The sequence below is a fragment of the Burkholderia sp. Bp9016 genome, assembly GCF_003857765.1.
Taxonomy (GTDB): Bacteria; Pseudomonadota; Gammaproteobacteria; order Burkholderiales; family Burkholderiaceae; genus Burkholderia.
Genome location: NZ_QTPY01000002.1, coordinates 226,486 through 252,986, shown reverse-complemented (window position 1 = coordinate 252,986; position 26,501 = coordinate 226,486). Strand labels below are relative to the sequence as shown.

Genomic DNA, 26,501 nt, shown 5'->3' with positions numbered 1-26,501 from the left:
GGTCCCGATGGCCCCGTCGCCTATCCTCGTAGGGCGACGGTTTCGCCCGCGCTTCGTCTGAAGCGCGGGCAATTTTTTTTGCGAGACCGTCATCGAAGATGTGCCGATCCGGCCGATGCTGGATTCGCGTATTTTCGGGTCTTTCTGAATGAAGGAGCCGGGAATGGCGGAAATCGCAGTCGTCGCGCTGATCGTGGCAACGCCGGGCGCGGAAGAGAAGTTGCGCGCCGTGCTCGAGGGGATCGTCGAGCCGACCCGCTCGGAAGCGGGCGCGCTGCAGTACGACTTGCACCGGGACCTGAAGGAGCCGGCACGGTTTGTATTCGTCGAGCGCTGGGAGAGCGAGGAGGCGTTGGCCGCGCACGCGCGTTCCGCGCATATTCTGGCCTATCGGGAGGTGGCCGCGGACTGGATTGATCGTTCCGAGATCCGCGTGCTGTCGAAGCTCGCGTGAGGAGGGCGGTGCGGCCGGACGTATTGCCGGCCGCCACGGCGCGTCAGTGCGACGCGCTGGGTACGTCCAGGATCAGGATGATCGTCCAGTCGGCATCGCCATCGTGGTGATACTGGCGTTCGGCCACGATGAACGGCTGCTGCTTGCCTTGCGGGCCGAGGAAAAGCACGTCGCCTTCCATCGGCAGGCACTCGATCGGCGGCAATGCGAGGAATGCGTCCTCCGAGCCGCGCGGCATCAGTTGCTTGATCTTGCGAGTGGCGGCTTCGGTCCACTCGATGTCGAGTTGAATGTTGCTCATGCTGTCCTCCGCACCGGGGTGCGCACGGGTGGAAAATTTCGGTGCGCGACTTTAGCACAGCGCGCAGGCGCCGCAACCAAAAAAGCCGAATCCGGTTGCCCGGATTCGGCTTTTCGCTTGTGCGGTGCCGCCGAACTTACTGGCTTGCGGCGTCTGCCGGCGCGGCCTTGCCGGCCTTCTTGGCTGCCTTGTGGTGAGCAGCCTTCTTGGCGTGATGATGGTGATGCTCTTCTTCGCGCGCCGCCGGCTGTGCAGCCTCGGCTGCTTGCTGCTGTTGCAGGGCTTGTGCGCGCTGCTCGATCTCGGCGATCTTGGCCGGGTCGGTGATGGTCTGGATTTGCGTGCTCTCTTGCGCATACGCTGCGCCAGTCAGCGCCGACATCGCAACCAGGATAGCCAGGGACGTCTTCTTCATTGCTTTACCTCCGCTAAGTGGTGATGAACCCGAGTGTTGCCGTTTTGTCTGGCGACTGCAATCGAGTGCGTGTCGAGTGTAACAAAAGTGACGGATCAATGTGCACCGGATCGCCGCGCCGCGCAAGGCCCCGTTGAAGTCGCGCAACACTTCGGGCATTCCGTCACGCGGATGCCATCGCGGGCCGGGCTGCCGTTGCGCGTCCGGTGCGTGTCACCTGTCAAAACCATCCGAGCATCCGGTACACGTGAAATTGTGCGATGCCGATCAGTTCGTGCAGTGCCTGTTCGGCGTCGGACAGGTTGTGCCGGCGGGGCAGCCAACCGGTCTGCGCACGGCGGCGATTCGAGTACACGGGTTGCGGATCGAGGCCGAAACGGCGGAAATCGAGCAGCGCGCGACGCATCTGGTATGACGACGTAACGAGAATGAGCGAGTCGTCATGTTGTGAGCGTAGTATAGACGCAGTGAATTGCGCGTTTTCATAGGTCGTGCGGCTCTTCGGCTCGAGAACGAGATCCCGGGAATCGACACCCTGCGCGATGAGCTGGCGCCCGTAGACGGCCGCTTCCGTGTCGCCGTGATGTTGCGGATCTCCGCCCGACATCACGACGGTGCAGCGGGTGGCCTGTTGCCGGCACGTGCGGTAGAGCGCCGCGGTCTTGCGGATGCGTGCGTCGCCGTCGGGCGGTGGCCGTAGCCCGGAATCGGCGCGTCGGGTACCGGCGCCGATCAGGATCAGCGTGGTATTGCCGTGCATGTCGGGGTGCTCGACCGGTGTGACACCTGCTTCGCTCCATGCGATGAGCGGTGCGGCGAGCCAGCCTGTCGCGAGCAGCCAGAACAGGGCGGCAGCGACGATTGCAATGAGTCGACGCCGCTTGCGGCAGAGCATGAAACAGATGAAGAGAAGTACAAATGAATCGAACAGAATCAATTTGATTGGGGTATGGTGTCTTTTTATGGACGGCTGACGATCCGGCCCTGACGCGACGCCGAACGTCGGCTTCCAGAATCGGTGGCGGTATCGGCGGGTGGAGACCCTGCCCGGCGCACCGCTTCGCATTGTCGCTGCACTTTAAGAAAGAATCGAGATGGCCACGTATTCCAACGAAGCGGTGCTCGACGCATTGAGACGAGTGCAGTACCGCCAGGTACCGTGGGCGCGCCGCCCGGGCGTGTTCGAGTATCTTCGGTCGCTTGGGCTGATGGACACGGTCAGGCAGAAGACCGTTGCGCCCGCGCCGGGTTTTCATGCGCCGGTCGACATCGCGGTGCTCACCGACAACGGTCGAGCGGAATGTGCGCGCCTCGAGCGCGACGAGAAATTGCTGTCCTGGACCGATCGCCGCACGGACGACTACGTGCTGAGCGACGCAAGCGCCGTGGCGATCCTCGAAAGCCGCCTGTAGAGGCGAATCTTCCTGTCCTCGTGAGCGCCGTCGCCGGCGCCAAAAAAAGCCCGTATCACGAGGATACGGGCGTACCGGATACTTTTGCTGTTGCCACGCTGTGCTCATGGCAACGATGTGACTCATCGTATGCCTGGCAGTTCCCGGATCCGGGAATTTTCTTTGACGAAATCCTGGAGAAGTACCTGCGTTACGGGTGACGCGGCATGTCGGACGGCTGTGAGCCGATACGCGCGCGTGCATTGCTCGCAATGTCGCCGCGCAGGTCGCCACGCGGCACTGTCTGTCGGTTCGGCGGCGCAACGGGCTGCTGCTGGCGGAGGGTATTTCGGTGATCCTGCTGGCGGTGAGGCGGCTTCGCGCGATCGTCTGCGTGAGCGGGGGTGGTCAGCGCCAGCGAAATGACAATGCCGCATGCGACGAGCAGTGACATTGATTTCATGGCGGGGCTCCCTTCAAGCCGTCGGTGCGGCCTGTTGATATTCCGCTAAGGTAAGCGTGGGAGTGCAGGGTTGCTGTAAATATTGGTAAATAGATGTATCGCTGCACGACAACGGTAATCGATGGCAACGCGCGTGCCGCGCAAACGCGTGGGGCCGAAAAGAAACCGGGCGGCCGAAGCCGCCCGATCGAGCATGCGTTACGCCATCTTCACAGGGGCGCGCCAGGATTCGGGGTTGGTCCAGAAGGCGCCGCGCAGCCGGTCGCGACTCGGCGGTGCGGGCGGCTTTGCCGCACTCGCGCCAATGCGTCCGCGCAGCGAAATCTGGCGGCCGCTCGTGCCGAGTCGCTTGACGATTTCGGCGAGCGTGCCGTCTGCCTGCCATTCATCGAAGCGGCGGCGGCAGGTCGGCGGGGACGGATAGCGGCCCGGCAGCTTCGACCAGCCTTCACCCGTTGACAGCACCCACAGCACTGCATTTACCACCGAACGGGCCTCCACGCGGGGACGGCCGCGCCGTTCGCTCCGTTCGGGTTCCGAGCAAAACAGACCCTCGACCAGCGCCCACTCGTTATCTCTCAAATCGTCGAACAGCATCATGTCCTCACCTCAGCGAAGCTAACTCCGGTGCGCTGCCCTGCGCCGCGCACTCTTCAAGCACTCGAGCGTCGAGTGCCGGGTGGGGGCGTCCGGTTGGCCGGCAGCGGCGTTACTGCCTTCCGTCCGACGAAACCTGCGCCCTGTGCGCCAGGTAATGCACGAAGCGTGCCACGTCGGGGGCGATTCCCTCGAGAGCCGCTTGGCAGCGAGCTAACGGCTAAGTCAGCTAGGGGCGTATAAGACGCCAAAATAACCGTGCAGCAAATCGGGACAATCACCAATCTTGTGCAATTCGCCCGCACCACGTGCGTTTGCGCGAATATTGCACCGCAGCGAAACATGTGCGGCCGGTGCCGGAATTGCGCATCGACGCCGGTTTCGCGCATTAAAATCGCGCATCGGTATCTACGATTGATGAGGTAGGGTGATGAACGTTACGCTGCGCCAGCTTCGCGTATTCATCGAGGTTGCGCGGTTGAAGAGCTTCAGTCGCGCGGGCGACGAGATCGGCCTGACGCAGTCTGCGGTCAGCCGCTGCGTGCGCGAACTGGAGGCCGAACTCGGGCTGAAGCTGATCGACCGGACGACTCGCGACGTGCAACTGACCGACGTCGGTGCGAACCTGATCGCCAGCGTGTCGCGTCTGATCGACGATCTCGACGACACGCTGCGGGAGATTCGCGAAATCGGCGAGCAACGGCGCGGGCGCGTGATCGTCGCGGCGAGCCCGACGATCGCGTGCCGGCTGATGCCGCGCGTCGTCGCGTCGTGCGAGCGCCAGTTTCCGTTCGTCACGCTCGGCCTGCGCGACGACGTGCAGAGCGATGTGCTGCGCAAGGTGAAGTCGAGCGAGGTCGACTTCGGCGTCGTGATCGGGCCGCTCGCTGTCGCCGATCTGGTGTGCGAGCCGCTGATGACCGACTCGTTCTGCCTCGTCGCACGTGCCGATCATCCGCTCGCGGCACGTGCCGAGGTGCCGTGGACCGCGCTCGACGGTGAGCGCCTCGTGCTCCTCGACCATGCGTCCGGAAGCCGGCCGCTGATCGATGCAGCGCTGGCCGCCCATCGCGTGAGCGCGACGGTCATGCAGGAGCTCGGACATTCGGCGACGGTGTTCGGCCTCGTCGAGGCCGGCGTCGGCGTGAGCGTGCAGCCGTGGCTGTCGCTGCCGCTGCCGGCCGGATCGACGCTGGTCGCGCGGCCGTTGACGCCGCGCACCGAGCGCACCGTCGAGCTGGTGCGCCGCCGCGATCGGTCGTTGTCGCCGGCTGCGCAGGCGATCTGGGAACTTGCGCGCCAGATGCCGGCGCGAGCGGAAGACCTCGACTGACGGCACCGGTCTGGTGCGCGGGCCGGTACACTACGCGGATCGTGTTCCTCGGCGGTGGTTCTCGATGGCGCATTCCGCAGATTTCGACCCGGCGACGGGCGAGCCGGCCGCACGCGGCGCAGTCCGGGCGCTGCGTGCGTCGCTGATCAGGGACGTCGCGAACGCGGGCGTCGGCGTGCCCGGCGTGCTGCCGTTCTGGTTCGGCGAATCGGATCGCGTGACACCGGCGTTCATTCGTGACGCGGCCTCCGCGGCGCTGCGCGACGGCGCGACCTTCTACACGCACAATCTCGGCACTGCGCCGCTGCGCGATGTGATCGCGGCCTACGTGAGCGCGCGTCACGGCGCGACGTCGGCCGATACGGTCGCCGTCACGAGTTCGGGCGTCAGCGCACTGATGCTGGCCGCGCAGATGCTGGTCGGTCCAGGCGACCGCGTCGTCGCCGTCACGCCGCTCTGGCCGAATCTCGTCGAAATCCCGAAGATCCTCGGTGCGCATGTCGAATGCGTGCGGCTTGACTATGGCGATGCGGGCTGGCAGCTCGACGTCGATCGCTTGCTCGCGGCGCTGACGCCCGACACGCGGATGCTGCTCGTCAATTCGCCTAACAACCCGACCGGCTGGACGATGTCGCGCGACGACCAGCAGGCCGTGCTCGCGCATTGCCAGCGGCATGGAATCTGGCTGGTCGCCGATGAAGTGTACGAACGGCTTGCGTTCGGGCCGGGCGGTGCGCCGTCGTTCCTCGATATCGCATCGCGTGACGACCGGGTGGTCGTCCTGAATTCGTTTTCGAAGGCGTGGGCGATGACGGGCTGGCGGCTCGGATGGCTCGTCGCACCGGCGTCGGTCATGGGTGACCTGTCGAAGCTGGTCGAGTACAACACGTCGTGTGCGCCGGGTTTTGTGCAGGCCGCGGGCGAGGTCGCGTTGCGTGACGGCGAGCCGTTCGTGCAGTCGTTCGTCACGTCGCTGCGCGGTGCACGCGATCATCTGGTTGCCGCGCTGCGGACGTTGCCGGGCGTCGACGTGCCGCCTCCGCCGGGTGCGATGTATCTTTTCCTGCGCTTGCCGGGCGCCGATGACAGCCTTGCGTTCTGCAAGGCGCTGGTGCGTGAGGCCGGACTCGGACTGGCGCCCGGACGCGCATTCGGCTCCGAGGGAGAGGGCTTCGTGCGCTGGTGCTACGCGTGCGATCCCGCTCGGCTCGACGCGGGCGTCGAGCGCCTGCGCAACTTCCTCGCGCGCGGCGGGGCCCTGTGCTGAAGCGGGGACGGAGCGGGCGCGGCGTGCGGGCGGGGGGTGTTCGGCTTGTCTTTACGCACCGGGCAATTTTGCGTAATATGGCGCTCAGTCACGCGGTTCCGCCGTTGAGCCGTGCTGTTTCCGTCCGGTTTGGGCCTGGCCTGAAGTTGGTTCGCCGCCCCCGGTTCGTGCTCCCATCAATATGACCGATCAGAATCGGGCGAGCGCGTCTTCCGTTCCTTTCGTCTGTTTGTTGATCCGGTTCGTTTGACCACAGGGTCTGGCCTAGCTGCATGAATACCCAAGAGGCGAAGATCGTCCTCGAGACTGCTTTGATCTGCGCGCAGGAACCGCTGAAGCTTGGCGATTTGCGCAAGCTCTTTGCCGACGGCGTGTCGGCTGACACGGTCCGCACGTTGCTCGAAGATCTGAAACAGGATTGGTCCGGTCGCGGCGTCGAACTGGTGGCACTGGCAACCGGGTGGCGTTTTCAGAGCAAGCCGGCGATGCGCCATTTTCTGGACCGCCTGCATCCCGAGAAGCCGCCGAAATATTCGCGTGCGGTGCTCGAAACGCTCGCGATCATCGCGTATCGGCAACCCGTCACGCGTGGCGACATCGAGGAGATTCGCGGCGTCACGGTCAATACGCAGGTGGTCAAGCAGCTCGAGGATCGCGGCTGGATCGAAGTAATCGGGCATCGCGACGTGCCGGGGCGCCCGGCGCTGTACGCGACGACCAAGCAGTTCCTCGACGATCTCGGCCTGAAGGCGCTCGACGACCTGCCCGCGCTCGAGGAGCCTGCCGCGAACATCGAGGCCGCGCTGCTCGCACAGCAGGCGATGGACTTCGACGGCGATGCGGCGCCGGTTGCCGACGATCTGCCGGAAGCAGGTGAAGCAGCGGCTGAGGCGCAGCTGAGCGACGCCGCGACCGATATCTCGGCGACGCAGGAAATGCCGAACCGCGATACGCTGGAAGCTGATCGCGTGCAAATGGAACAGGGCGGCGCCGAAGCAGCGCCGGCCGGCGTGCGGCCGGAGCCGCTGCGCGCGGAATGGAACGAGGAAGATCGCAAGCCGGCCGCCGACGCGGTTGCCGGAAATGGAGTGGAAGCGGCCGGTGACATGCCGGACAAGGCTTGTCAGGCCGACGCCTCGCGCTCCCGTCCCGCGGACGGCGAGATGCTGGACGATACGTCCGACAGTCTTGCCGATGCCGTACGCAGTGCCAGTGCGCCCATCGGCGCCGACGCGCTGCCGGACGACGAAGCAGAACCCGAACAGCGCCGCGCCTGATCGCGGCCGACTTCTTGCCGCGCCCCGCCGGGCGCGAGACCTGACATTTTGAGGTTGTTTTGACAGATATCCACGATATTGAATCGTCCGCGCCTGCCGTGCAGGCAGCGCGTGCCGACGATGCGCCGGAGCAGGACGCTCAGGCCGCGGGTGGTGACGAGCGTCCCCGCCGCGGTCTGCGACGCGGCCCGCGCAGCCTGATCGCACGTCGCCGCGCGGCGGCCAAGTCGAAGGGCGCCGATGGCGAGCCGCAGGGCGGCGATGGCGCGGAAGCGCAGCCGGCCGAAACCGCGGAAGCGCAACAGCCCGCCCGTGCGCCGCGCAAGGAAGGTGCGGCCCGTGGCGTGCGCAAGCCGGCCGGCAAGCGCGAAGGCGCAGCCAAGGGTGTCCAGGGTACCCAGAGTGCGCAAGGCGGCCAGGGGCGGCGCGGCGGTGCGGCGAAAGCCGAAGGCGGCGCAGCGAAGACTGACGGCGAGGCGTCGCAGGACGAGCTGTTCGCCTATGTGACGTCGCCGGCGTTCGACGCGGACAACGCGGCGGGCGGCGGCGGCGTGCGCGCGCCGATGCTGCGCCGCGGCCGTAGCCAGCCGACGAGCAAGCGCGTGCTGTCGCCGGACGACGACGCGCCGAAGCTTCACAAGGTGCTCGCGGAAGCGGGCATGGGCTCGCGTCGCGAAATGGAAGAGCTGATCGTCGCCGGTCGCGTGTCGGTGAACGGTGAACCCGCGCACATTGGCCAGCGCATCATGCCGACCGATCAGGTCCGGATCAACGGCAAGCCGGTCAAGCGCAAACTGCCGAACAAGCCGCCGCGTGTACTGCTGTACCACAAGCCGACCGGCGAGATCGTCAGCCACGCGGATCCGGAAGGCCGTCCGTCGGTGTTCGACCGCCTGCCGCCGATGAAGACCGCGAAATGGCTCGCGGTCGGCCGTCTCGACTTCAATACCGAAGGTCTGTTGATGCTGACGACTTCGGGCGATCTCGCGAACCGCTTCATGCATCCGCGCTACAGCGTCGAGCGCGAATATGCGGTGCGCGTCGTCGGCGAGCTGTCCGAAGGCATGCGGCAGAAGCTGCTGCACGGCGTTGAACTTGATGACGGTCCGGCAAACTTCCTGCGCATCCGGGATGGCGGCGGCGAGGGCACGAACCACTGGTATCACGTCGCACTGGCCGAAGGCCGCAACCGCGAAGTGCGCCGGATGTTCGAGGCGGCCGGCCTGATGGTGAGCCGCCTGATTCGTACGCGCCACGGCCCGATTCCGCTGCCGCGCGGCCTGAAGCGCGGTCGCTGGGAGGAACTCGACGAGGCGCAGGTGCGCAAGCTGATGGCGACCGTCGGCTTGAAGGCGCCGACCGAGGAAAGGGGCAAGCGCGGTGCGGGTGGCCAGGCCGAGCGCCGCCAGCCGGATCCGATGCAGACGTCGATGGGCTTCATCGGCCGTGAGCCGGTGCTGACGACGCACGGTCAGCTCGATCAGCCGCGTCGCGGCGGTGGCGGCGGTCGTCGCGGTGGCCCGGGCTTGCCGGGTCTGAGCGGCTACGGCAGCTTGCCGGTTGCGCCGTCGGGTTACGGCAATCGCTCGGGCGGCGGTCGCGATGTCGACGGCAACCGCGCGTCGTATGGCGCCGGTCCGAAGCGTGAAGGCGCCGGCGGGAAGCGCGGCGGCGGCAAGGGTGGCAACCGCAATCCGAACGGCAATCGCGCCGAAGGCGCCGGTAACGGTGGTGGCGGTGCGCGCAGCGGTCAGCAGCGTCCGCAGCGCAATCGCTCGCGCGGTCGCTAAGCGCTTCTGGCGTACCGCAGCGTGAGGCTGCGGTGTGCCGACGGAATCGACGTCGTTTCGGTTTTGTCGGCACGTCGCTGACTGTATATATGTAGCGCAGCCGGATTGTTCCGCTTCGTCGGACGGTCCGGTTTCGCATTTTTGGTCGGTAAAGGCGGGCTGGGCGCCGCTTTTACCGGCTGGCTTGGCGTTTGCGCCAAAAATCGCTATAATCGCGGAGTCGCTGGGCGTACGGATTCAATGTGCGGCTCAGGTGCGACCACCAGTAAGAAGATGGGCGTTCCGCCCATTTTTTTTTGCTGAAACGGTTAGGCATCTCGGGTAGCGCTTCCTGCGCCGGCTAAGGCGCGCGCCCGCGGGTGAATCGCGAGCGGCGGGCGCGAACACCTGAGAGGACACTGTGCAACTGACGGAACTGATAGAAACCACGGTCACCGGGCTCGGCTACGAGCTGGTGGATCTTGAGCGCACCGGGCGCGGCATGCTTTGCATCTATATCGATCAGCTTGCCGGCATCTCGCTCGAAGATTGCGAAAAGGTCACGCGTCAGCTCCAGCACGTCTTGACGGTCGAAAACATCGATTACGAACGGCTTGAAGTCTCGTCCCCGGGGCTCGACCGCCCGTTGAAGAAGCTGGCCGACTTCGAGCGCTTCGCCGGCAGCGAGGCTTCCGTGACCTTGAAAAAGCCGCTGGACGGGCGCAAGACGTACCGTGGCATTCTGCACGCGCCGAATGGCGAAACGATCGGTTTGGAATTTGAGAGGGAGAAGGGCGAGGCAGCCATGCTGGATTTCACGCTGGCCGATATCGATAAAGCCCGCCTGATTCCGCAAGTTGACTTTAGGAGCCGCAAATAATGAGTCGCGAAGTGTTGATGCTGGTGGATGCGCTGGCGCGCGAGAAAAACGTCGACAAGGATGTGGTGCTGGGCGCCCTCGAGGCTGCGCTCGCGTCCGCGTCCAAGAAGCTGTTCGACGAAGGCGCCGAAATTCGCGTCCATATCGATCGCGAAAGCGGCGAGCACGAAACCTTCCGTCGCTGGCTCGTCGTACCCGACGAGGCGGGCTTGCAGGAGCCGGATCGCGAGATCCTGCTGTTCGAAGCGCGTGAGCAGAAATCCGACGTCGAAGTCGGCGAATTCATCGAGGAGCCGGTGCCGTCGATCGAGTTCGGCCGTATCGGTGCGCAGGCTGCGAAGCAGGTGATCCTGCAGAAGGTGCGCGATGCCGAGCGCGAGCAGATCCTGAACGACTACCTCGAGCGTGGCGAAAAGATCATGACGGGAACGGTGAAGCGCCTGGACAAGGGCAACTTCATCGTCGAATCGGGCCGTGTCGAAGCGCTGCTGCGCCGCGACCAGTTGATCCCGAAGGAAAACCTGCGCGTGGGCGACCGCGTGCGTGCGTACATCGCGAAGGTCGACCGTACCGCGCGCGGTCCGCAGATCGAACTGTCGCGTACGGCGCCGGAATTCCTGATGAAGCTGTTCGAGATGGAAGTGCCGGAAATCGAGCAGGGCCTGCTCGAGATCAAGGCAGCCGCTCGCGATCCGGGTGTGCGCGCGAAGATCGGCGTGATCGCCTACGACAAGCGGATCGATCCGATCGGCACCTGCGTCGGCATCCGCGGCTCGCGCGTGCAGGCCGTGCGCAACGAGCTCGGTGGCGAAAATATCGACATCGTGCTATGGTCGGAGGATCCCGCCCAGTTCGTGATCGGCGCGCTCGCGCCGGCAGCTGTCCAGTCGATCGTCGTCGATGAAGAAAAGCACTCGATGGACGTCGTCGTCGACGAGAACGAGCTGGCTGTCGCGATCGGCCGCAGCGGTCAGAACGTTCGCCTTGCCGGCGAACTGACCGGCTGGCAGATCAACATCATGACGCCGGACGAGTCCGCCCTGAAGCAGGGCGAGGAACGCGACCGCCTGCGTGCGCTGTTCATGGCGCGTCTCGATGTCGACGAAGAAGTTGCCGACATCCTGATCGACGAAGGCTTCACGAGTCTCGAAGAAATCGCTTATGTGCCGCTCAACGAAATGCTCGAAATCGAGGCATTCGACGAGGACACCGTGCATGAGCTGCGCAACCGCGCGCGCGACGCATTGCTGACGATGGCGATCGCGAATGAAGAAAAGGTCGAGAATGCAGCGCTGGATTTGAAGGGCCTCGACGGCGTCACGCCGGAGTTGCTCGCGAAGCTGGCCGAACATGGCATGCAGACGCGGGATGATCTCGCCGAGCTGGCTGTGGATGAACTGGTCGACATGACCGGGATGGAAGAGGATGCCGCTAAGGCGTTGATCATGAAAGCACGTGAACATTGGTTCCAGTGAGAAATGACCATGGCGCACTGATTTGATGGCGGCCGTATGGCCTGACCCGATGCTAACCGCAAGGAATCGGTCCTTGCACTAAGAGGAATGAATGGCGAGTAACAACGTAGCCCAATTTGCCGCGGAACTGAAAATGCCTGCTGGTGTGCTGCTCGAGCAGCTGCAGGCAGCGGGCGTCCAGAAAGCGAGTGAAGACGATGCGCTGTCCGAAGCGGACAAGGCGCGTCTGCTCGATCATTTGCGCAAGTCGCACGGCGCAACCGACGGCGACAAGCGCAAGATCACGCTGACCCGCAAGCATACGTCGGAGATCAAGCAATCTGACGCGACGGGCAAGGCTCGCACCATTCAGGTCGAGGTCCGCAAGAAGCGCACGTTCGTCAAGCGCGACGAAGTGAGCGAGGGTGCGGAACAGGGTCAGGCGCAGGTCGCCGAAGCGGACGATGACGCAGAACTGAAGCGTCGCGAGGAAGAGGCGCGCCGCGAGGCCGAACTGCTCGAGAAGCAGGCGCAGGAACTGCGCGAGCGTCAAGAGCGCCTCGAGCGTGAAGAAGCCGAGCGTCGTGCCCGCGAGGAAGCGGCTGAAGCCGAGCGTCGTCGTGCCGAGGAAGAAGCTGCGGCGAAGCGTGCTGCGGCCGAAGCCGCTGCGGCTCAGCAGGCTGCTGCCCAGCAGGCCGCCGAGGCCAAGCAGGAAGCGACAGGTACGCAGTCCGCGCAGGACGAAGCACGCGCAGCCGCAGAACGTGCGGCGCAGCGTGAAGCGGCGAAGAAGGCCGAAGACGCTGCCCGCGAGGCGGCGGATAAGGCGCGCGCCGAGCAGGAAGAGATCAGCAAGCGTCGCGCGGCGGCAGAAGCCGAAGCACGCGCGATCCGCGAAATGATGAACACGCCGCGCAAGGCAGTGGTCAAGGCGGTCGAGCCGCCGAAGCCGGTGGAACCGCCGAAGCCGGCCGAAGCGAAGGGCACGCTGCACAAGCCGGCCAAGCCGGCTGGCGCGGGCGCGCAAGCACGTCCGGCCGTGAAGAAGCCGGCAGGTGCAGCGCCGGCTACGACGCAGGCTCCGGCAGGTGCGGGCGACCGCAACAAGAAGCCGGGCGGCGGCAAGGGCGGCTGGCAGGACGACGCAGCGAAGCGCCGCGGCATCAAGACGCGTGGAGATTCGAGCGGCGGTGTCGACCGCGGCTGGCGCGGCGGCCCGAAGGGTCGCGGCCGTCACCAGGACAGCGCATCGACGTTCCAGGCGCCGACCGAACCGATCGTGCGTGAAGTGCACGTGCCGGAAACCGTTTCGGTTGCCGATCTCGCGCACAAGATGTCGATCAAGGCCTCTGAAGTCATCAAGGTGATGATGAAGATGGGCCAGATGGTCACGATCAACCAGGTGCTGGATCAGGAAACGGCGATGATCGTCGTCGAGGAACTGGGCCACCGCGCAGTCGCGGCAAAGCTGGACGATCCGGAAGCGCTGCTGGTCGAAGGCGAGACCAGTACCGATGCGGAGCAGCTGCCGCGTCCGCCGGTCGTCACGGTGATGGGTCACGTCGACCACGGCAAGACCTCGCTGCTCGATCACATCCGCCGCGCGAAGGTTGCAGCGGGCGAAGCGGGCGGCATTACGCAGCACATCGGCGCTTACCACGTCGATACACCGCGCGGCGTCATCACGTTCCTCGATACGCCGGGTCACGAGGCGTTCACGGCAATGCGCGCACGCGGCGCGAAGGCGACCGACATCGTGGTGCTGGTGGTGGCTGCCGACGACGGTGTGATGCCGCAGACGAAGGAAGCCATTGCTCACGCGAAGGCGGGTGGCGTGCCGATCGTCGTGGCGATCAACAAGATCGACAAGCCGGAAGCGAACCCGGACCGCGTCAAGCAGGAACTGGTCGCCGAAGGCGTCGTGCCGGAAGAATACGGTGGCGATTCGCCGTTCGTGCCGGTGTCGGCAAAGACGGGCGCCGGTATCGACGACCTGCTCGAAAACGTGCTGCTGCAAGCCGAAGTGCTGGAACTGAAGGCGCCGATCGAAGCGCCGGCCAAGGGCATCGTGATCGAAGCGAAGCTCGACAAGGGCAAGGGCCCGGTCGCGACGATCCTGGTGCAGTCCGGTACGCTGAACCGTGGCGACATCGTGCTGGCAGGCACGGCTTATGGCCGCGTGCGTGCAATGCTCGACGAGAACGGCAAGCCGACGAAGGAAGCTGGCCCGTCGATCCCGGTCGAAATCCAGGGTCTGTCGGAAGTGCCGGGCGCAGGCGAGGAAGTGATCGTGCTGCCGGACGAGCGCAAGGCGCGCGAAATCGCGCTGTTCCGTCAGGGCAAGTTCCGCGACGTCAAGCTGGCGAAGCAGCAGGCCGCGAAGCTGGAAAGCATGCTCGAGCAGATGGGCGAAGGCGAAGTGCAGAACCTGCCACTCATCATCAAGGCGGACGTGCAGGGCTCGCAGGAAGCACTCGTGCAGTCGCTGCTCAAGCTGTCAACCGACGAAGTGCGTGTGCAGATCGTGCACAGCGCGGTGGGCGGCATCAGCGAAAACGACGTCAACCTGGCAACGGCATCGAAGGCGGTCATCATCGGCTTCAACACGCGTGCGGATGCACAGGCGCGCAAGCTGGCCGAGTCGAACGGTATCGACATTCGCTACTACAACATCATCTATGACGCAGTGGATGAGGTGAAGGCGGCAATGTCGGGCATGCTGGCGCCGGAGAAGCGCGAAGTCATCACCGGCATGGTCGAGGTGCGCCAGGTGTTCAAGGTGCCGAAGATCGGCACGGTCGCCGGCTGTATGGTCACCGACGGTATCGTCAAGCGCTCGTCGTCGGTTCGCGTGCTGCGCAACAACGTCGTGATCTTCACGGGCGAACTCGAATCGCTGAAGCGCTTCAAGGACGACGTGAAGGAAGTCAAGCAAGGCTTCGAGTGCGGTATGTCGGTGAAGAACTTCAACGACGTCATCGAAGGCGACCAGTTCGAAGTCTTCGAAGTGACCGAAGTCGCACGTACGTTGTAATCGTCGCGTATCGGCTCATGGGGCGGGGCAGGCTTGGGCCTGTCCCGCCCATTTTCATGGTGGCGTGCCAACGGCGCGCCGCTTTATCCTGATAAACGGATCACGGATCGATCATGTCCAGGAAGCGTACTTCCCCCAATCGCAACGTTCAGATTGCCGATCAGATTCAGCGCGATCTGTCCGAACTCATCATGCGCGAGGTCAAAGACCCGCGGATCGGTATCGTGACCATCCAGAGCGTCGAGCTCACGCCGGACTACGCGCACGCGAAGGTCTATTTCACGGCGCTCACCGGCGATCCGGACAAGACGCAGGAAGCGTTGAACCATGCGTCGGGTCACCTGCACAACCTGCTGTTCAAGCGCCTGCACATTCATACCGTGCCGACGCTGCATTTCCACTACGATCAGACGATCGAGAAGGCGGTCGAAATGTCGCGCCTGATCAAGGAAGCCAACTCGACGCGCGCGAAGGACGACGACGAAGCCGACGCGCCCGCGAAGGACGACTGAGCTCGCGCGCCCTATGACGACTGCAGCAAACCAGCGTCCACGTGTGCCGCGGCGCGCACTGGACGGCGTCCTTCTGCTCGACAAGCCTGTCGGTTTGTCGAGCAACGACGCATTGATTCGCGCGAAGCGCCTGCTGCTCGCGAAGAAGGCCGGTCATACCGGCACGCTCGATCCGCTGGCCTCGGGGTTGTTGCCGCTGTGTTTCGGCGAGGCGACGAAGTTTTCGCAGGACTTGCTCGAAGCCGACAAGACCTATGAAGCGACGATGCGTCTCGGCGTGCGCACGACTACCGGCGATGCGGAAGGCGACGTGCTCGACACGCGTGCCGTCGAATGCGACCTCGCGGGAGTGGAAGCAGCGCTGGCGCGCTTTACCGGTGAGATCGTGCAGGTGCCGCCGATGTATTCGGCGCTCAAGCGCGACGGCAAGCCGCTGTATGAATACGCGCGCGCGGGCCAGACCGTCGAGCGGGAAGGCCGCAACGTGACGATTCATGTGCTCGATCTGCTCGCCTGCGAACTGCCGGACGTGACGTTTCGCGTGACCTGCAGCAAGGGCACTTACGTGCGCACGCTCGCGGAAGATATCGGCGAAGCGCTCGGCTGCGGTGCGCATCTGACGATGCTGCGCCGCACGGGTGTCGGTGCGCTGACGCTCGAGCATGCGGTGACGCTCGACACGCTGTCCGATGCCGCGGAAGCGGCACGCGACGTGTGGCTTCAGCCGGTCGATGCGCTGCTGTCGACGTTTCCGCTGGTGCGTCTCGATGACGCCTGTGCGAAGCGCTTCCTGCACGGCCAGCGCCTGCCGCTGTCGGCGCTTGATTCGATCGACGCGGCAGAAGGCGATCGGGTGCGCGTGTACGACGCACGACGCCTGCTTGGCGTGGCGCGCAAGGCCAACGGCGTGCTCGCTCCCGAACGTCTCGTCGTGACGGCTGAGTGATGTGAGGCGCGCAGGCGCCGTTGGCGGAACGAAAAAAAGCCCGGTCGAATCGACCGGGCTTTTTGTTTGGAGCGTGGCCTTGAGCGTGGTGCTCAGTGCGCGGCCGACGCAGCCGCACCCGCATCGCCACCGCCCGCGCGTTCGGGCTTCGTGATCCAGATCAGCCCGATCAGCAGCACGAAGATCGCCGCGGAAATGTAGAACAGATCGTTCACGCCGAGTTGCGCAGCCTGCTGGGTGGCCATGTTGTTGATCAGGCCATGCGCCTGCTCCGGCGTGAGCCCGAGGTTGCCCATCTGCGTGACGGCCTGGTTGAACGTCGGGTTGTAAGGATTCGCCTGCTCGACCAGTTGTGCGTGGTGGAAGTTGTTCCGATGATCCCACGCGGTCTGGAAGATCGACGTGCCGATGCCGCCGCACATGATCCGCACGAAGTTCGACAGGCCCGATGCCGCGGGAATGCGGTGGCCGGGCAGGCCGGACAGCGTGATCGACACGAGCGGGATGAAGAAGCCGGCCATCGCGATGCCCTGCACGAGCGTCGGCAGCATCAGCGACCATTCGTCGACGCCGGTCGTGTAGAGCGAGCGCATCCAGAAGCACAGCGCGAACGTCAGGAATGCGGCGGTTGCGATGTAGCGCGGGTCGGTGCGGGGCAGGAACTTGCCGGTCAGCGGCGACAGCAGGATCGCGAACAGCCCGACGGGTGCCATCACGAGGCCCGCATCGGTCGCCGTATAGCCGATCTGGGTCTGCAGCCACAGCGGCAGCAGCACGAGGTTGCCGAAGTAGAGCCCGTAGCCGACCGCCAGCGCGATCGTGCCGCCGGTGAAGTTCCGCATCCGGAACAGCGACAGGTCGACGACCGGATGTTCCGCGGTCAGCTCCCAGATCACGAAGAACGCGAACGAGATGATCGCAATCAGCGCGAGCGCGACGATCGTGGTCGACGCGAACCAGTCGAGATCCTTGCCTTTGTCGAGCATGATCTGCAGCGAGCCGACCCACAGCACGAGCAGCGCGAGGCCGACGGCATCGATCGGCGCGCGACGCACCGTCGATTCGCGCGTGCGGTAGATCGACCATGTGGCAAGCGCCGCGGCGATGCCGACGGGGATGTTCACGTAGAAGATCCACGGCCACGAATAATTGTCCGAGATCCAGCCGCCGAGGATCGGCCCTGCGACCGGCGCTATCAGCGTCGTCATCGACCACAGGGCGAGCGCCATCGGCGCTTTCGCACGGGGATAGCTCGACAGCAGCAGCGATTGCGACAGGGGGATCATAGGCCCGGCGACCGCGCCCTGGAGCACGCGCGACGCGAGCAGGAACGGCAGGCTCGGCGCCAGCCCGCACATCCACGACGAGATGACGAACAGGATGATCGATGCGAGGAACAGGCGAACCTGCCCGAAACGGTCGGTCAGCCAGCCCGTCAGCGGGACCGAGATCGCGTTCGCGACCGCGAACGACGTGATGACCCACGTACCCTGGTCGGAAGACACGCCGAGGTCGCCCGAGATGGTCGGGATCGCGACGTTCGCGATGGACGTGTCGAGCACGTTCATGAACACCGCGAGCGATACCGCGATCGTCCCGAGCACGAGTTGCCCGCCCTGCAAGGGCGGGTGGGAGACAGGAGCCTGTGCCATGTCGGTAGTTTTTCCGGAATCGAGCCGTTACATCATCTTGGCGGTGCCGTTCGACTTCGCCGCGGCCGGTGCCGCCGCGTTGCCGCCGGCGTTCGCCGCGATGATGCGAGCGATTTCGGCATCGGCTTCGTCACCGTACTTTGCGAACACGTCGGTCTCGTAGACCGTGTTCTGCGCATTTGCGAGCTGGTCGCCGCGCTCGTCCTTGATGTCGACGTCGACCTGCATCGACAGGCCGATGCGCAGCGGGTGCTTCTCGAGGTCCTTCGGATCGATTTCGATACGCACCGGCAGGCGCTGCACGACCTTGATCCAGTTGCCCGTCGCGTTTTGCGCCGGCAGCAGCGAGAACGCCGAGCCCGTGCCGGCCGAGAAGCCGACGACCTTGCCGTGGTAGACGATCGACGAGCCGTAGATGTCGGCCGTCAGTTCGACCGGCTGGCCGATGCGCATGTGCTTGAGCTGGACTTCCTTGAAGTTCGCGTCGACCCACACCGCGTTCAGCGGCACGACCGACATCAGCGGATTGCCCGGCGACACCCGCTGACCGACTTGCACCGAGCGCTTCGCGACATAGCCGGTGACCGGGGCGGGCAGCACGTTACGCGAATTCGCGAGATACGCGTCGCGAACCTTCGCGGCGGCAGCCAGCACGTTCGGATGCGATGCGATCGTCGTGTTCGCGGTCAGCGCGCGGTTCGATGCGAGCTGCTGCTGGGCCGCGTCGACCGACGCCTGCGCAGCGCGCACGGCGTCGCGTGCGTGGGAGATTTCTTCCTGCGACACGGCGCCCGTTTGCGCGACAGCCAGGCGGCGACGCAGGTCGTCCTGCGCCTTCGACAGGTCGGACTCGCGCAGTGCGACTTGCGCGCGGTACTGGTCGTCGTTGACGAACAGGCCGCGGACCTGGCGCACCGTCTGGGCGAGGTTGGCCTCTGCCTGCTGCAGGGCGACTTGCGAATCGGCCGGATCGAGCACGACCAGCGGATCGCCGGCCTTGACCGTCTGCGTATCGTCGGCCTTCACGGCGATCACGGTACCCGTGACCTGCGGCGTGATCTGCACGACGTTGCCGTTTACGTATGCGTCGTCGGTCTCTTCATGGAAGCGTGCGACGAGGAAGTAGTACAGGCCGTACGCGATGGCCGCGATCACGATGACCGCGATCAGCAGCGTCATCATCCGTTTGCGCTTCCCGTTGTTCTGCGGCTGTGCGCTGGCGGCGTTTTGTTGAGCGTCGCTCATGGCGATTTTCTCCGTCCGTTATTTCGAGTGTCTGCGTAGTGATGGCGCCGGATCAGTTGGCGGCCTGTTTTGTCTGCTTGTCCGCGTCGGGCGCGGCGAGTCGCGTGCCGGTCGCGTCAAACCCGCCGCCGAGCGCCTTGATCAGCGCGAGCTGCATGTCGCGCCGGCGCATCTTCAGGTTGGTCACGGTCTGTTCCGATGCGAGGCGGTTGCTGTCTGCGGTCAGCACCTGAAGCTGCGGCGACAGACCGGCCTTGTAGCGGATCACGGCGAGGTCGTACGCTCGCGTCGACGCGTCGAGCGCGCGCTGTGCGTCGTCCATCTGGCGATCGACCGCGCGGATCGAGGCAACTTGCGTCGCGACATCGTTCAGCGCGTTGATCAGCGTCTGGTTATAGTTCGCGACCGACAGGTCGAAGTCCGCGTAGCGGCCCTTGAGCTGCGCGCGCAGCGCGCCGGCATCGAAGATCGGCAGGTGGATCGCCGGGCCGAGCTGCGCCTGGCGGCTCGCGAAGTTCAGGAATTTGCCCCAGCCGAATGCATCGAAGCCGAAGCCGGCCGCGAGGTTCACGTCCGGGAAGAATTCCGCCTTCGCTTCCTTCACGTCATGCATCGCGGCCTCGACCTGCCAGCGCGCGGCAACGATGTCGGGGCGTCGCGACACGAGGTCGGCCGGCAGGTTGCCGGGCAGGGCCACATCGGCGCTCGGGTTCATCACCGGCTCGGCGATCTGCAACCCGCGATCCGGTCCCTTGCCGAGCAGCGCGGCGAGTTGGTAGCGCACCGTCGTGATCTGGCCGTCGAGGTCGGACAGCGATGCCTGGGTCGTCGCGATATTGCCGCGTGCGGTCTGGCGTTCCACGTTGGTGTCGAGGCCGGCCGACACCCGCCCGTCGGTGATCTTGCCGACCGTCTGGCGGTTGGTGATCTCGCGTTGCGCGATGTCGCGCAGTGCATAGAGTTGCGCGAGCGAGTTGTAGGTGCGGGCGACCGACGACGCGAGCGTGATGCGCGCCTGCTGCATGTCGGCTTCGGCGGCCTTTTCCTGCGACACGGCCGTGTGCAGGCGTTCGCGGTTCTTGCCCCACAGGTCGAGATCCCACGATGCGCTTGCGAGCGCGTTGTTCTCGCTGTACCACTGCCCCCCGTACGGCGGCGGGAACAGTGCATTCGACGAATACAGCTCGCGCGTCCACGAGTAACTGGCCTCGGCCTTCGGCATCAGGTTGGAGCGCGACGTCTCGATATACGACGACGCTTTCGCGATGCGCGCCTGCGCCTGCGCGATCGACGGGTTGCCCTGGAGCGCCTCGTCGATCAGCTTCGGCAACTGCGGATCGCCGAACTGGTTGGCCCAGTCGAGCGCCGGCCAGTGGCCGTCCTGGGCCGGCAGGCTCTGGGCGGTTTCGAATTGCGACGCGGGAGCGATCTGCTTGTCGCTCTTGATGCCGATGTAGTTCGCGCAGCCAGCCAGTGCCAGCGCGGCAACCGCGGCGGCGACGGCGGCGCGGCACGAACCGGCGCGCACGGACAACGGGGTGGATTTCATCGCGCTGATCCCTGACTCGGAATGAATAATGGACACTGCAAGGATTTCCTTACATTAATCTGTCAAAAGTAATTGTTATGGCAACTATTGCGTGACACTGCCACCTGCCGTCTCGCAATAGTTGCTGAGAATGCGGCGCAGCATGCTCTTCAGGAACCCGACTTCCTCCGGCGTAAATCCGCCCAGCAGTTCGTCGAGCACGCTGCGGAACACCGGCGGCAGCCGCTCGGCGAGCGCACGGCCTTCGTCAGTCAGTTCGAGACGCACGACCCGCCGATCCTCGATGCTGCGCACGCGGCACAGCAGGCCGCGCTTCTCGACGCGGTCGAGCAGGCGAGTGACCGCGCTCGCGTCGATTCCGTATTCCCGCGCGAGTTCGGCGGCCGTCGAGCATTTGCCGACCGCGATCATGAACAGCATGCTCGCCTGCGTGCCGGTGATGCCGAGTTCTTCCTGCGTGCGTTGCGTGACGAGGTTGGTCATGACCGACTTCACGCGCGACATCAAATAACCGACGCTATCGTTCATCTGATACGACGACAGCGGCGAAACGGGCGGTTGGGAAGGAGAATCCGACATAAAACCCTGAAGCTGCAATAGTTGACTAGGCAGCAGTATAGGCACAATTGCTTGCCGCGGCAAATGTTAATCGAACCGACCAGGGTGCGCTCCGCGGGTCAAAATCCCCTTGCGGGAGTAAGGGTTTTTGGTCGACTGGCGGCAGCTTCGAGCGGTCGATTTGGTGCGCAAGGGAAGGGGCGGAGGCGCGCTGCTTGTTGCGTTGCAGCGGGCAGCCCGGCTCTCGTCATTCGCACGTGCTATAATTTGTGGTTTCCAAGCTGCAATGCGCGCGCACGTGTCGAACGAGCGTGCGCGTTTGCGCGTTCAACGATTTCCAGGTTTCTATGACCCGCGCCCTTCGCAATATCGCCATCATCGCTCACGTCGACCACGGCAAGACTACGCTCGTCGACCAACTGCTCCGCCAGTCCGGCACCTTCCGCGAGAACCAGCAGATTGCCGAGCGCGTGATGGACTCGAACGACATCGAAAAAGAGCGCGGGATCACGATTCTCGCGAAGAACTGCGCGGTTGAATACGAAGGCACGCACATCAACATCGTCGACACGCCGGGGCACGCGGACTTCGGTGGCGAGGTGGAGCGCGTGCTGTCGATGGTCGACTCGGTGCTGCTGCTGGTCGACGCCGTCGAAGGCCCGATGCCGCAAACGCGCTTCGTTACGAAGAAGGCGCTGGCGCTCGGCCTGAAGCCGATCGTCGTCGTCAACAAGATCGACCGTCCGGGCGCGCGGATCGACTGGGTCATCAACCAGACCTTCGACCTGTTCGACAAGCTCGGCGCGACCGAAGAGCAGCTCGATTTCCCGATCGTCTACGCGTCGGGCCTGAATGGCTACGCGTCGCTCGACCCGGCCGCCCGCGAAGGCGACATGCGCCCGCTGTTCGAGGCGATCCTCGCGCACGTGCCGGTTCGCCCGGCCGACCCGGAAGCGCCGCTGCAACTCCAGATCACGTCGCTCGACTTTTCGACGTACGTCGGCCGGATCGGCGTCGGCCGTATCACGCGTGGCCGCATCAAGCCGGGTCAGCCGGTCGTGATGCGCTTCGGCCCGGAAGGCGACGTGCTGAACCGCAAGATCAACCAGGTGCTGTCGTTCAAGGGTCTCGAGCGCGTGCAGGTCGAATCGGCTGAAGCGGGCGACATCGTGCTGATCAACGGTATTGAAGACGTCGGTATCGGCGCGACGATCTGCGCAGTCGATACGCCGGAAGCGTTGCCGATGATCACCGTCGACGAGCCGACGCTGACGATGAACTTCCTCGTCAACTCGTCGCCGCTGGCCGGCCGCGAAGGCAAGTTCGTGACGAGCCGCCAGATCCGCGATCGTCTGATGAAGGAGCTGAACCACAACGTTGCGCTGCGCGTGAAGGACACGGGCGACGAAACGGTGTTCGAGGTGTCGGGCCGTGGCGAACTGCACCTGACGATTCTCGTCGAGAACATGCGCCGTGAGGGTTACGAGCTGGCCGTGTCGCGTCCGCGCGTCGTGATGCAGGAGGTTGACGGCGTGCGGCACGAGCCGTACGAGCTGCTGACCGTCGACGTCGAAGACGAGCACCAGGGTGGCGTGATGGAAGAGCTCGGTCGCCGTAAGGGCGAGATGCTCGACATGGCGTCGGACGGCCGCGGCCGCACGCGTCTGGAGTACAAGATCTCGGCGCGTGGCCTGATCGGCTTCCAGAGCGAATTCCTGACGCTCACGCGCGGTACGGGCCTGATGAGCCACATCTTCGACTCGTACGCACCGGTCAAGGACGGCTCGGTCTTCGAGCGCCGCAACGGCGTGCTGATCTCGCAGGACGACGGCGCAGCGGTCGCATACGCACTGTGGAAGCTGCAGGATCGCGGCCGCATGTTCGTGAAGCCGGGTGATGCGCTGTATGAGGGCATGATCATCGGCATCCACAGCCGCGACAACGACCTCGTCGTGAACCCGATCAAGGGCAAGCAGCTGACGAACGTGCGCGCGTCGGGTACCGACGAGGCCGTGCGTCTCGTGCCGCCGGTCCAGATGTCGCTCGAATACGCGGTCGAATTCATCGACGACGACGAACTCGTCGAAGTGACGCCGCAGTCGATCCGTCTGCGCAAGCGCTTCCTTAAGGAGCACGAGCGTCGTCGCGCGAGCCGCGAAGGTGCGGTCGACTAAGCTCGATCGCTCCCGTGCATGACAAAAAAGGCTGCCTTCGGGCGGCCTTTTTCGCATCTGCGCAATGCGCAACCGGATAGCCTGCAAAACACTGTTCCCGCGGGTCGTTGCAATCGGGCAAAACCCCGTCGCGCGGTGCTTTCAGGCACATTTCGTCGTGAACTTCGGTATCGGTTCTGTGATATGCTGCGCGCACGCAAGTTTTAGGTCCTTCCAAGCAAGACTTGATTCGCAATCCGCTAAACGGTCAGGCCGTGTCGCGGAAGGTTGAGTAACCCGCTATTTCTCGAGAAGCTCGAAGAAAGGTGAGCGTAAAATGTCAGATGTAATGAAGCAGTTTCAGCTGAACTCCTATCTGTTCGGCGGCAATGCTTCGTACGTTGAAGAACTGTACGATGCATACCTCAACAATCCGGCATCGGTGCCGGAGAACTGGCGTGAGTATTTCGACGCGTTGCAGAACGTCCCTGCAACCGACGGGTCGAACGCCAATGACGTCGCTCATTTCCCGATCGTCGAATCGTTCGCCGAGCGTGCGAAGGCCAATGCCTTCATCCCGCGCGAAAGCACCAGCAATCTGGCAACCGCGCGCAAGCAGGTTCACGTCCAGTCCCTGATCAGCGCATATCGCTTCCTCGGCTCGCAATGGGCCAATCTGGATCCGCTGAAGCGTCGCGAACGTCCCGCCATTCCCGAACTCGAACCGGCTTTCTACGACTTCTCGGAAGGCGATCTCGACCAGACGTACAGCGCGAGCAACCTGTATTTCGGTTTCGACCAGGCTTCGTTGCGCGATATCGTCAAGGGCCTGCGTGACACGTACTGCGGCACGATCGGCGCCGAGTACATGTACATCAGCGATCCGGAGCAGAAGCGCTGGTGGCAGGAGCGCCTGGAATCGACCCGCGCGACGCCGGCTTTCTCGGCCGACAAGAAGAAGCACATCCTGAATCGCCTGACGGCCGCCGAAGGCCTCGAGCGTTACCTGCACACCAAGTACGTCGGCCAGAAGCGTTTCTCGCTCGAAGGCGGCGAGAGCTTCATCGCGGCAATGGACGAAGTCGTCCAGCACGCGGGCAAGAGCGGCGTGCAGGAAATCATCATCGGCATGGCTCACCGCGGTCGCCTGAACGTGCTGGTCAACACGCTGGGCAAGATGCCGGCCGACCTGTTTGCCGAATTCGAAGGCAAGCACGTCGACGACCTGCCGGCCGGTGACGTGAAGTACCACAAGGGCTTCTCGTCGGACGTGTCGACCGAAGGCGGCCCGGTCCACCTGTCGCTTGCGTTCAACCCGTCGCACCTCGAAATCGTGAACCCGGTGGTCGAAGGTTCCGCGAAGGCGCGGATGGACCGTCGCGGCGACGAAGACGGCCTGCAAGTGCTGCCGGTGCAGATCCACGGCGACGCGGCCTTCGCTGGCCAGGGCGTCGTGATGGAAACGCTGAACCTCGCACAGACGCGCGGTTACGGCACGCACGGCACGCTGCACATCGTCATCAACAACCAGATCGGCTTCACGACGTCGGACCCGCGCGATGCGCGCTCGACGCTGTACTGTACCGACGTGGTCAAGATGATCGAAGCGCCGGTGCTGCATGTGAACGGCGACGATCCGGAAGCTGTCGTTCTCGCGATCCAGATCGCAATCGACTACCGGATGCAGTTCCACAAGGATGTCGTGATCGACATCGTCTGCTTCCGCAAGCTGGGTCACAACGAGCAGGACACGCCGGCGGTCACGCAGCCGCTGATGTACAAGAAGATCGCGCAGCACCCGGGCACCCGTGCGCTGTACGCCGAGAAGCTCGTGCAGCAGGGTGTGATCACCGCGGAAGACGCCGACAACTACGTGAAGGCGTACCGCAAGGCGATGGACGACGGCCACCACACCGTCGATCCGGTCCTGTCGAACTACAAGAGCAAATACGCGGTCGACTGGGTTCCGTTCCTGAACCGCAAGTGGACGGACGCAGCCGATACGGCCGTGCCGCTCGCCGAACTGAAGCGCCTAGGCGAACGCATCACGACGGTCCCGGAAAACTTCAAGGTTCACCCGCTCGTCGAGCGCGTGATCAACGACCGCCGCAACATGGCGCGTGGCGACCAGCCGCTCGACTGGGGCATGGGCGAACACCTCGCATTCGCGTCGCTCGTTGCATCGGGCTACTCGGTGCGCCTGACGGGCCAGGACTCGGGCCGCGGCACGTTCACGCACCGTCACGCGGTGCTGCATGACCAGAACCGCGAGCGCTGGAACGACGGCACGTACGTGCCGCTGCAGAACATCGCCGAAGGTCAGGCGAAGTTCACGGTGATCGACTCGGTGCTGTCGGAAGAAGCGGTGCTGGGCTTCGAATACGGTTACTCGACCGCCGAGCCGAACACGCTCGTGCTGTGGGAAGCGCAGTTCGGCGACTTCGTGAACGGCGCGCAGGTCGTGATCGACCAGTTCATCTCGTCGGGCGAAGTGAAGTGGGGCCGCGTGTCGGGTCTCACGATGCTGCTGCCGCACGGCTACGAAGGCCAGGGTCCGGAGCACTCGTCGACCCGTATCGAGCGTTTCCTGCAATTGTGTGCTGACCACAACATGCAGGTCGTTCAGCCGACGACCCCGGCGCAGATTTTCCACCTGCTGCGCCGCCAGATGATCCGCCTGTTCCGCAAGCCGCTGATCGTCGCTACGCCGAAGTCGCTGCTGCGCCACAAGGAAGCGGTGTCGGACCTGTCGGAACTCGCGAAGGGTTCGTTCCAGCCGGTGCTGGGCGAAACCGACGGCGGCATCGACGCGAAGAAGGTCAAGCGCGTGCTGGCTTGCTCGGGCCGCGTGTACTACGACCTCGTCGCGCACCGCCGCGAAGCGAAGGCGAACGACGTCGCGATCATCCGTATCGAGCAGCTGTATCCGTTCGCGCACAAGCAGTTCGAAGCCGAGATGAAGAAGTACGAGAACGCGACTGAAGTGGTCTGGGTGCAGGACGAGCCGCAGAACCAGGGCCCCTGGTTCTACGTCGAGCACCACCTGAAGGAAGGCATGAAGGACGGGCAGAAGCTGGCATACAGCGGCCGTCCGGCTTCGGCCTCGCCGGCGGTTGGCTACTACGCGAAGCACTACGAGCAGCAGAAGGCCCTCATCGAAGGTGCTTTCGGCCGCCTGAAGAGCGCATCGATCGCGAAATAACCGACGGAAGCGAAACGGGAAGGCGCGCTGCGCTTTCCCGTCTCTTTTG

General features: G+C 64.5%; 21 protein-coding genes and 1 pseudogene. 13 read left to right on the top strand and 9 right to left on the bottom strand.

Going from position 1 to position 26,501, the window contains the following annotated elements; translation table 11 throughout:
- The first annotated feature begins 163 nt into the window (after positions 1-163).
- Positions 164-454 carry a putative quinol monooxygenase gene (locus DIE13_RS03600; protein ID WP_124825858.1) on the top strand — a complete coding sequence of 97 codons (291 nt, stop codon included), beginning with the start codon at positions 164-166 and terminating at the stop codon, positions 452-454.
- Between the two features lie 43 nt (positions 455-497).
- On the opposite strand, the gene DIE13_RS03595 is transcribed toward DIE13_RS03600, so the two are convergent.
- The 3 genes from DIE13_RS03595 to DIE13_RS03585 form a co-directional block, all read right to left on the bottom strand.
- Entirely contained in the window at positions 498-755 is a 258-nt protein-coding gene (locus DIE13_RS03595) for a DNA-binding protein (RefSeq protein ID WP_096506837.1), read from the bottom strand.
- A 136-nt stretch (positions 756-891) separates the two neighbouring features.
- Positions 892-1,170 (bottom strand): hypothetical protein, encoded by a 279-nt coding sequence (locus DIE13_RS03590; RefSeq protein WP_124825857.1) that lies wholly within the window; start codon positions 1,168-1,170, stop codon positions 892-894.
- A gap of 220 nt (positions 1,171-1,390) precedes the next feature.
- Positions 1,391-2,107, bottom strand: coding sequence for a YdcF family protein (locus tag DIE13_RS03585; protein ID WP_124825985.1), 717 nt, complete (start codon positions 2,105-2,107; stop codon positions 1,391-1,393).
- Positions 2,108-2,264: 157 nt separating this feature from the next.
- On the opposite strand from DIE13_RS03585, the gene DIE13_RS03580 reads away from it, so the two are divergent.
- Positions 2,265-2,582 (top strand): hypothetical protein, encoded by a 318-nt coding sequence (locus tag DIE13_RS03580; protein ID WP_096506834.1) that lies wholly within the window; start codon positions 2,265-2,267, stop codon positions 2,580-2,582.
- 190 nt (positions 2,583-2,772) lie between these two features.
- Here DIE13_RS03580 and DIE13_RS03575 read toward each other — a convergent pair whose 3' ends face one another.
- Complete coding sequence (locus tag DIE13_RS03575) at positions 2,773-3,024, bottom strand: hypothetical protein (RefSeq protein WP_124825856.1); 252 nt, start codon at positions 3,022-3,024, stop codon at positions 2,773-2,775.
- Between the two features lie 201 nt (positions 3,025-3,225).
- Positions 3,226-3,621: pseudogene (locus DIE13_RS03570) on the bottom strand (transposase); the annotation flags it as partial.
- A gap of 430 nt (positions 3,622-4,051) precedes the next feature.
- On the opposite strand from DIE13_RS03570, the gene DIE13_RS03565 reads away from it, so the two are divergent.
- The 9 genes from DIE13_RS03565 (at position 4,052) to truB (ending at position 16,093) form a co-directional block, all read left to right on the top strand.
- Entirely contained in the window at positions 4,052-4,954 is a 903-nt protein-coding gene (locus DIE13_RS03565) for a LysR family transcriptional regulator (RefSeq protein ID WP_124825855.1), read from the top strand.
- A gap of 64 nt (positions 4,955-5,018) precedes the next feature.
- A complete protein-coding gene (locus tag DIE13_RS03560) occupies positions 5,019-6,221 on the top strand; it encodes a pyridoxal phosphate-dependent aminotransferase (protein WP_124825854.1) in 1,203 nt (400 codons plus the stop codon).
- A gap of 272 nt (positions 6,222-6,493) precedes the next feature.
- On the top strand, positions 6,494-7,498 hold the full coding sequence (scpB, locus tag DIE13_RS03555) for an SMC-Scp complex subunit ScpB (protein WP_124825853.1): 1,005 nt from the start codon (positions 6,494-6,496) through the stop codon (positions 7,496-7,498).
- Positions 7,499-7,557: 59 nt separating this feature from the next.
- Positions 7,558-9,288, top strand: a complete 1,731-nt coding sequence (gene rluB / locus DIE13_RS03550; RefSeq protein WP_124825852.1) for a 23S rRNA pseudouridine(2605) synthase RluB — start codon at positions 7,558-7,560, stop codon at positions 9,286-9,288.
- Between the two features lie 400 nt (positions 9,289-9,688).
- Complete coding sequence (rimP, locus tag DIE13_RS03545; protein WP_096506827.1) at positions 9,689-10,147, top strand: ribosome maturation factor RimP; 459 nt, start codon at positions 9,689-9,691, stop codon at positions 10,145-10,147.
- Positions 10,147-11,622 (top strand): transcription termination factor NusA, encoded by a 1,476-nt coding sequence (nusA, locus tag DIE13_RS03540; RefSeq protein ID WP_096506826.1) that lies wholly within the window; start codon positions 10,147-10,149, stop codon positions 11,620-11,622. The genes rimP and nusA overlap by 1 nt, the downstream gene beginning before the upstream one ends.
- A 91-nt stretch (positions 11,623-11,713) precedes the next feature.
- The gene (gene infB, locus DIE13_RS03535) at positions 11,714-14,635 is read left to right on the top strand and encodes a translation initiation factor IF-2 (protein ID WP_124825851.1); all 2,922 of its coding nucleotides are present in this window, start codon (positions 11,714-11,716) and stop codon (positions 14,633-14,635) included.
- 113 nt (positions 14,636-14,748) lie between these two features.
- Positions 14,749-15,147 (top strand): 30S ribosome-binding factor RbfA, encoded by a 399-nt coding sequence (gene rbfA / locus DIE13_RS03530; RefSeq protein ID WP_006495346.1) that lies wholly within the window; start codon positions 14,749-14,751, stop codon positions 15,145-15,147.
- 13 nt (positions 15,148-15,160) lie between these two features.
- Positions 15,161-16,093 (top strand): tRNA pseudouridine(55) synthase TruB, encoded by a 933-nt coding sequence (gene truB / locus DIE13_RS03525; RefSeq protein WP_124825850.1) that lies wholly within the window; start codon positions 15,161-15,163, stop codon positions 16,091-16,093.
- 92 nt (positions 16,094-16,185) lie between these two features.
- On the opposite strand, the gene DIE13_RS03520 is transcribed toward truB, so the two are convergent.
- The 4 genes from DIE13_RS03520 to DIE13_RS03505 all read right to left on the bottom strand — a co-directional run bounded on the left by DIE13_RS03520 (position 16,186) and on the right by DIE13_RS03505 (position 21,118).
- Positions 16,186-17,745, bottom strand: a complete 1,560-nt coding sequence (locus DIE13_RS03520; protein ID WP_124825849.1) for a DHA2 family efflux MFS transporter permease subunit — start codon at positions 17,743-17,745, stop codon at positions 16,186-16,188.
- Between the two features lie 27 nt (positions 17,746-17,772).
- Positions 17,773-18,990: an efflux RND transporter periplasmic adaptor subunit gene (locus DIE13_RS03515; RefSeq protein WP_124825848.1), complete on the bottom strand. Its 1,218-nt coding sequence runs from the start codon at positions 18,988-18,990 to the stop codon at positions 17,773-17,775.
- 52 nt (positions 18,991-19,042) lie between these two features.
- Positions 19,043-20,539 (bottom strand): efflux transporter outer membrane subunit, encoded by a 1,497-nt coding sequence (locus DIE13_RS03510; protein ID WP_124825847.1) that lies wholly within the window; start codon positions 20,537-20,539, stop codon positions 19,043-19,045.
- Between the two features lie 84 nt (positions 20,540-20,623).
- On the bottom strand, positions 20,624-21,118 hold the full coding sequence (locus DIE13_RS03505) for a MarR family winged helix-turn-helix transcriptional regulator (RefSeq protein WP_124825846.1): 495 nt from the start codon (positions 21,116-21,118) through the stop codon (positions 20,624-20,626).
- Positions 21,119-21,444: 326 nt separating this feature from the next.
- Here DIE13_RS03505 and typA point away from each other — a divergent pair, with 326 nt between their 5' ends.
- Together typA and DIE13_RS03485 are read left to right on the top strand one after the other, a co-directional pair.
- The gene (gene typA, locus DIE13_RS03495; protein ID WP_124825845.1) at positions 21,445-23,271 is read left to right on the top strand and encodes a translational GTPase TypA; all 1,827 of its coding nucleotides are present in this window, start codon (positions 21,445-21,447) and stop codon (positions 23,269-23,271) included.
- Positions 23,272-23,587: 316 nt separating this feature from the next.
- Positions 23,588-26,452 (top strand): 2-oxoglutarate dehydrogenase E1 component, encoded by a 2,865-nt coding sequence (locus DIE13_RS03485; protein WP_124825843.1) that lies wholly within the window; start codon positions 23,588-23,590, stop codon positions 26,450-26,452.
- The last annotated feature ends 49 nt before the right edge of the window (positions 26,453-26,501 follow it).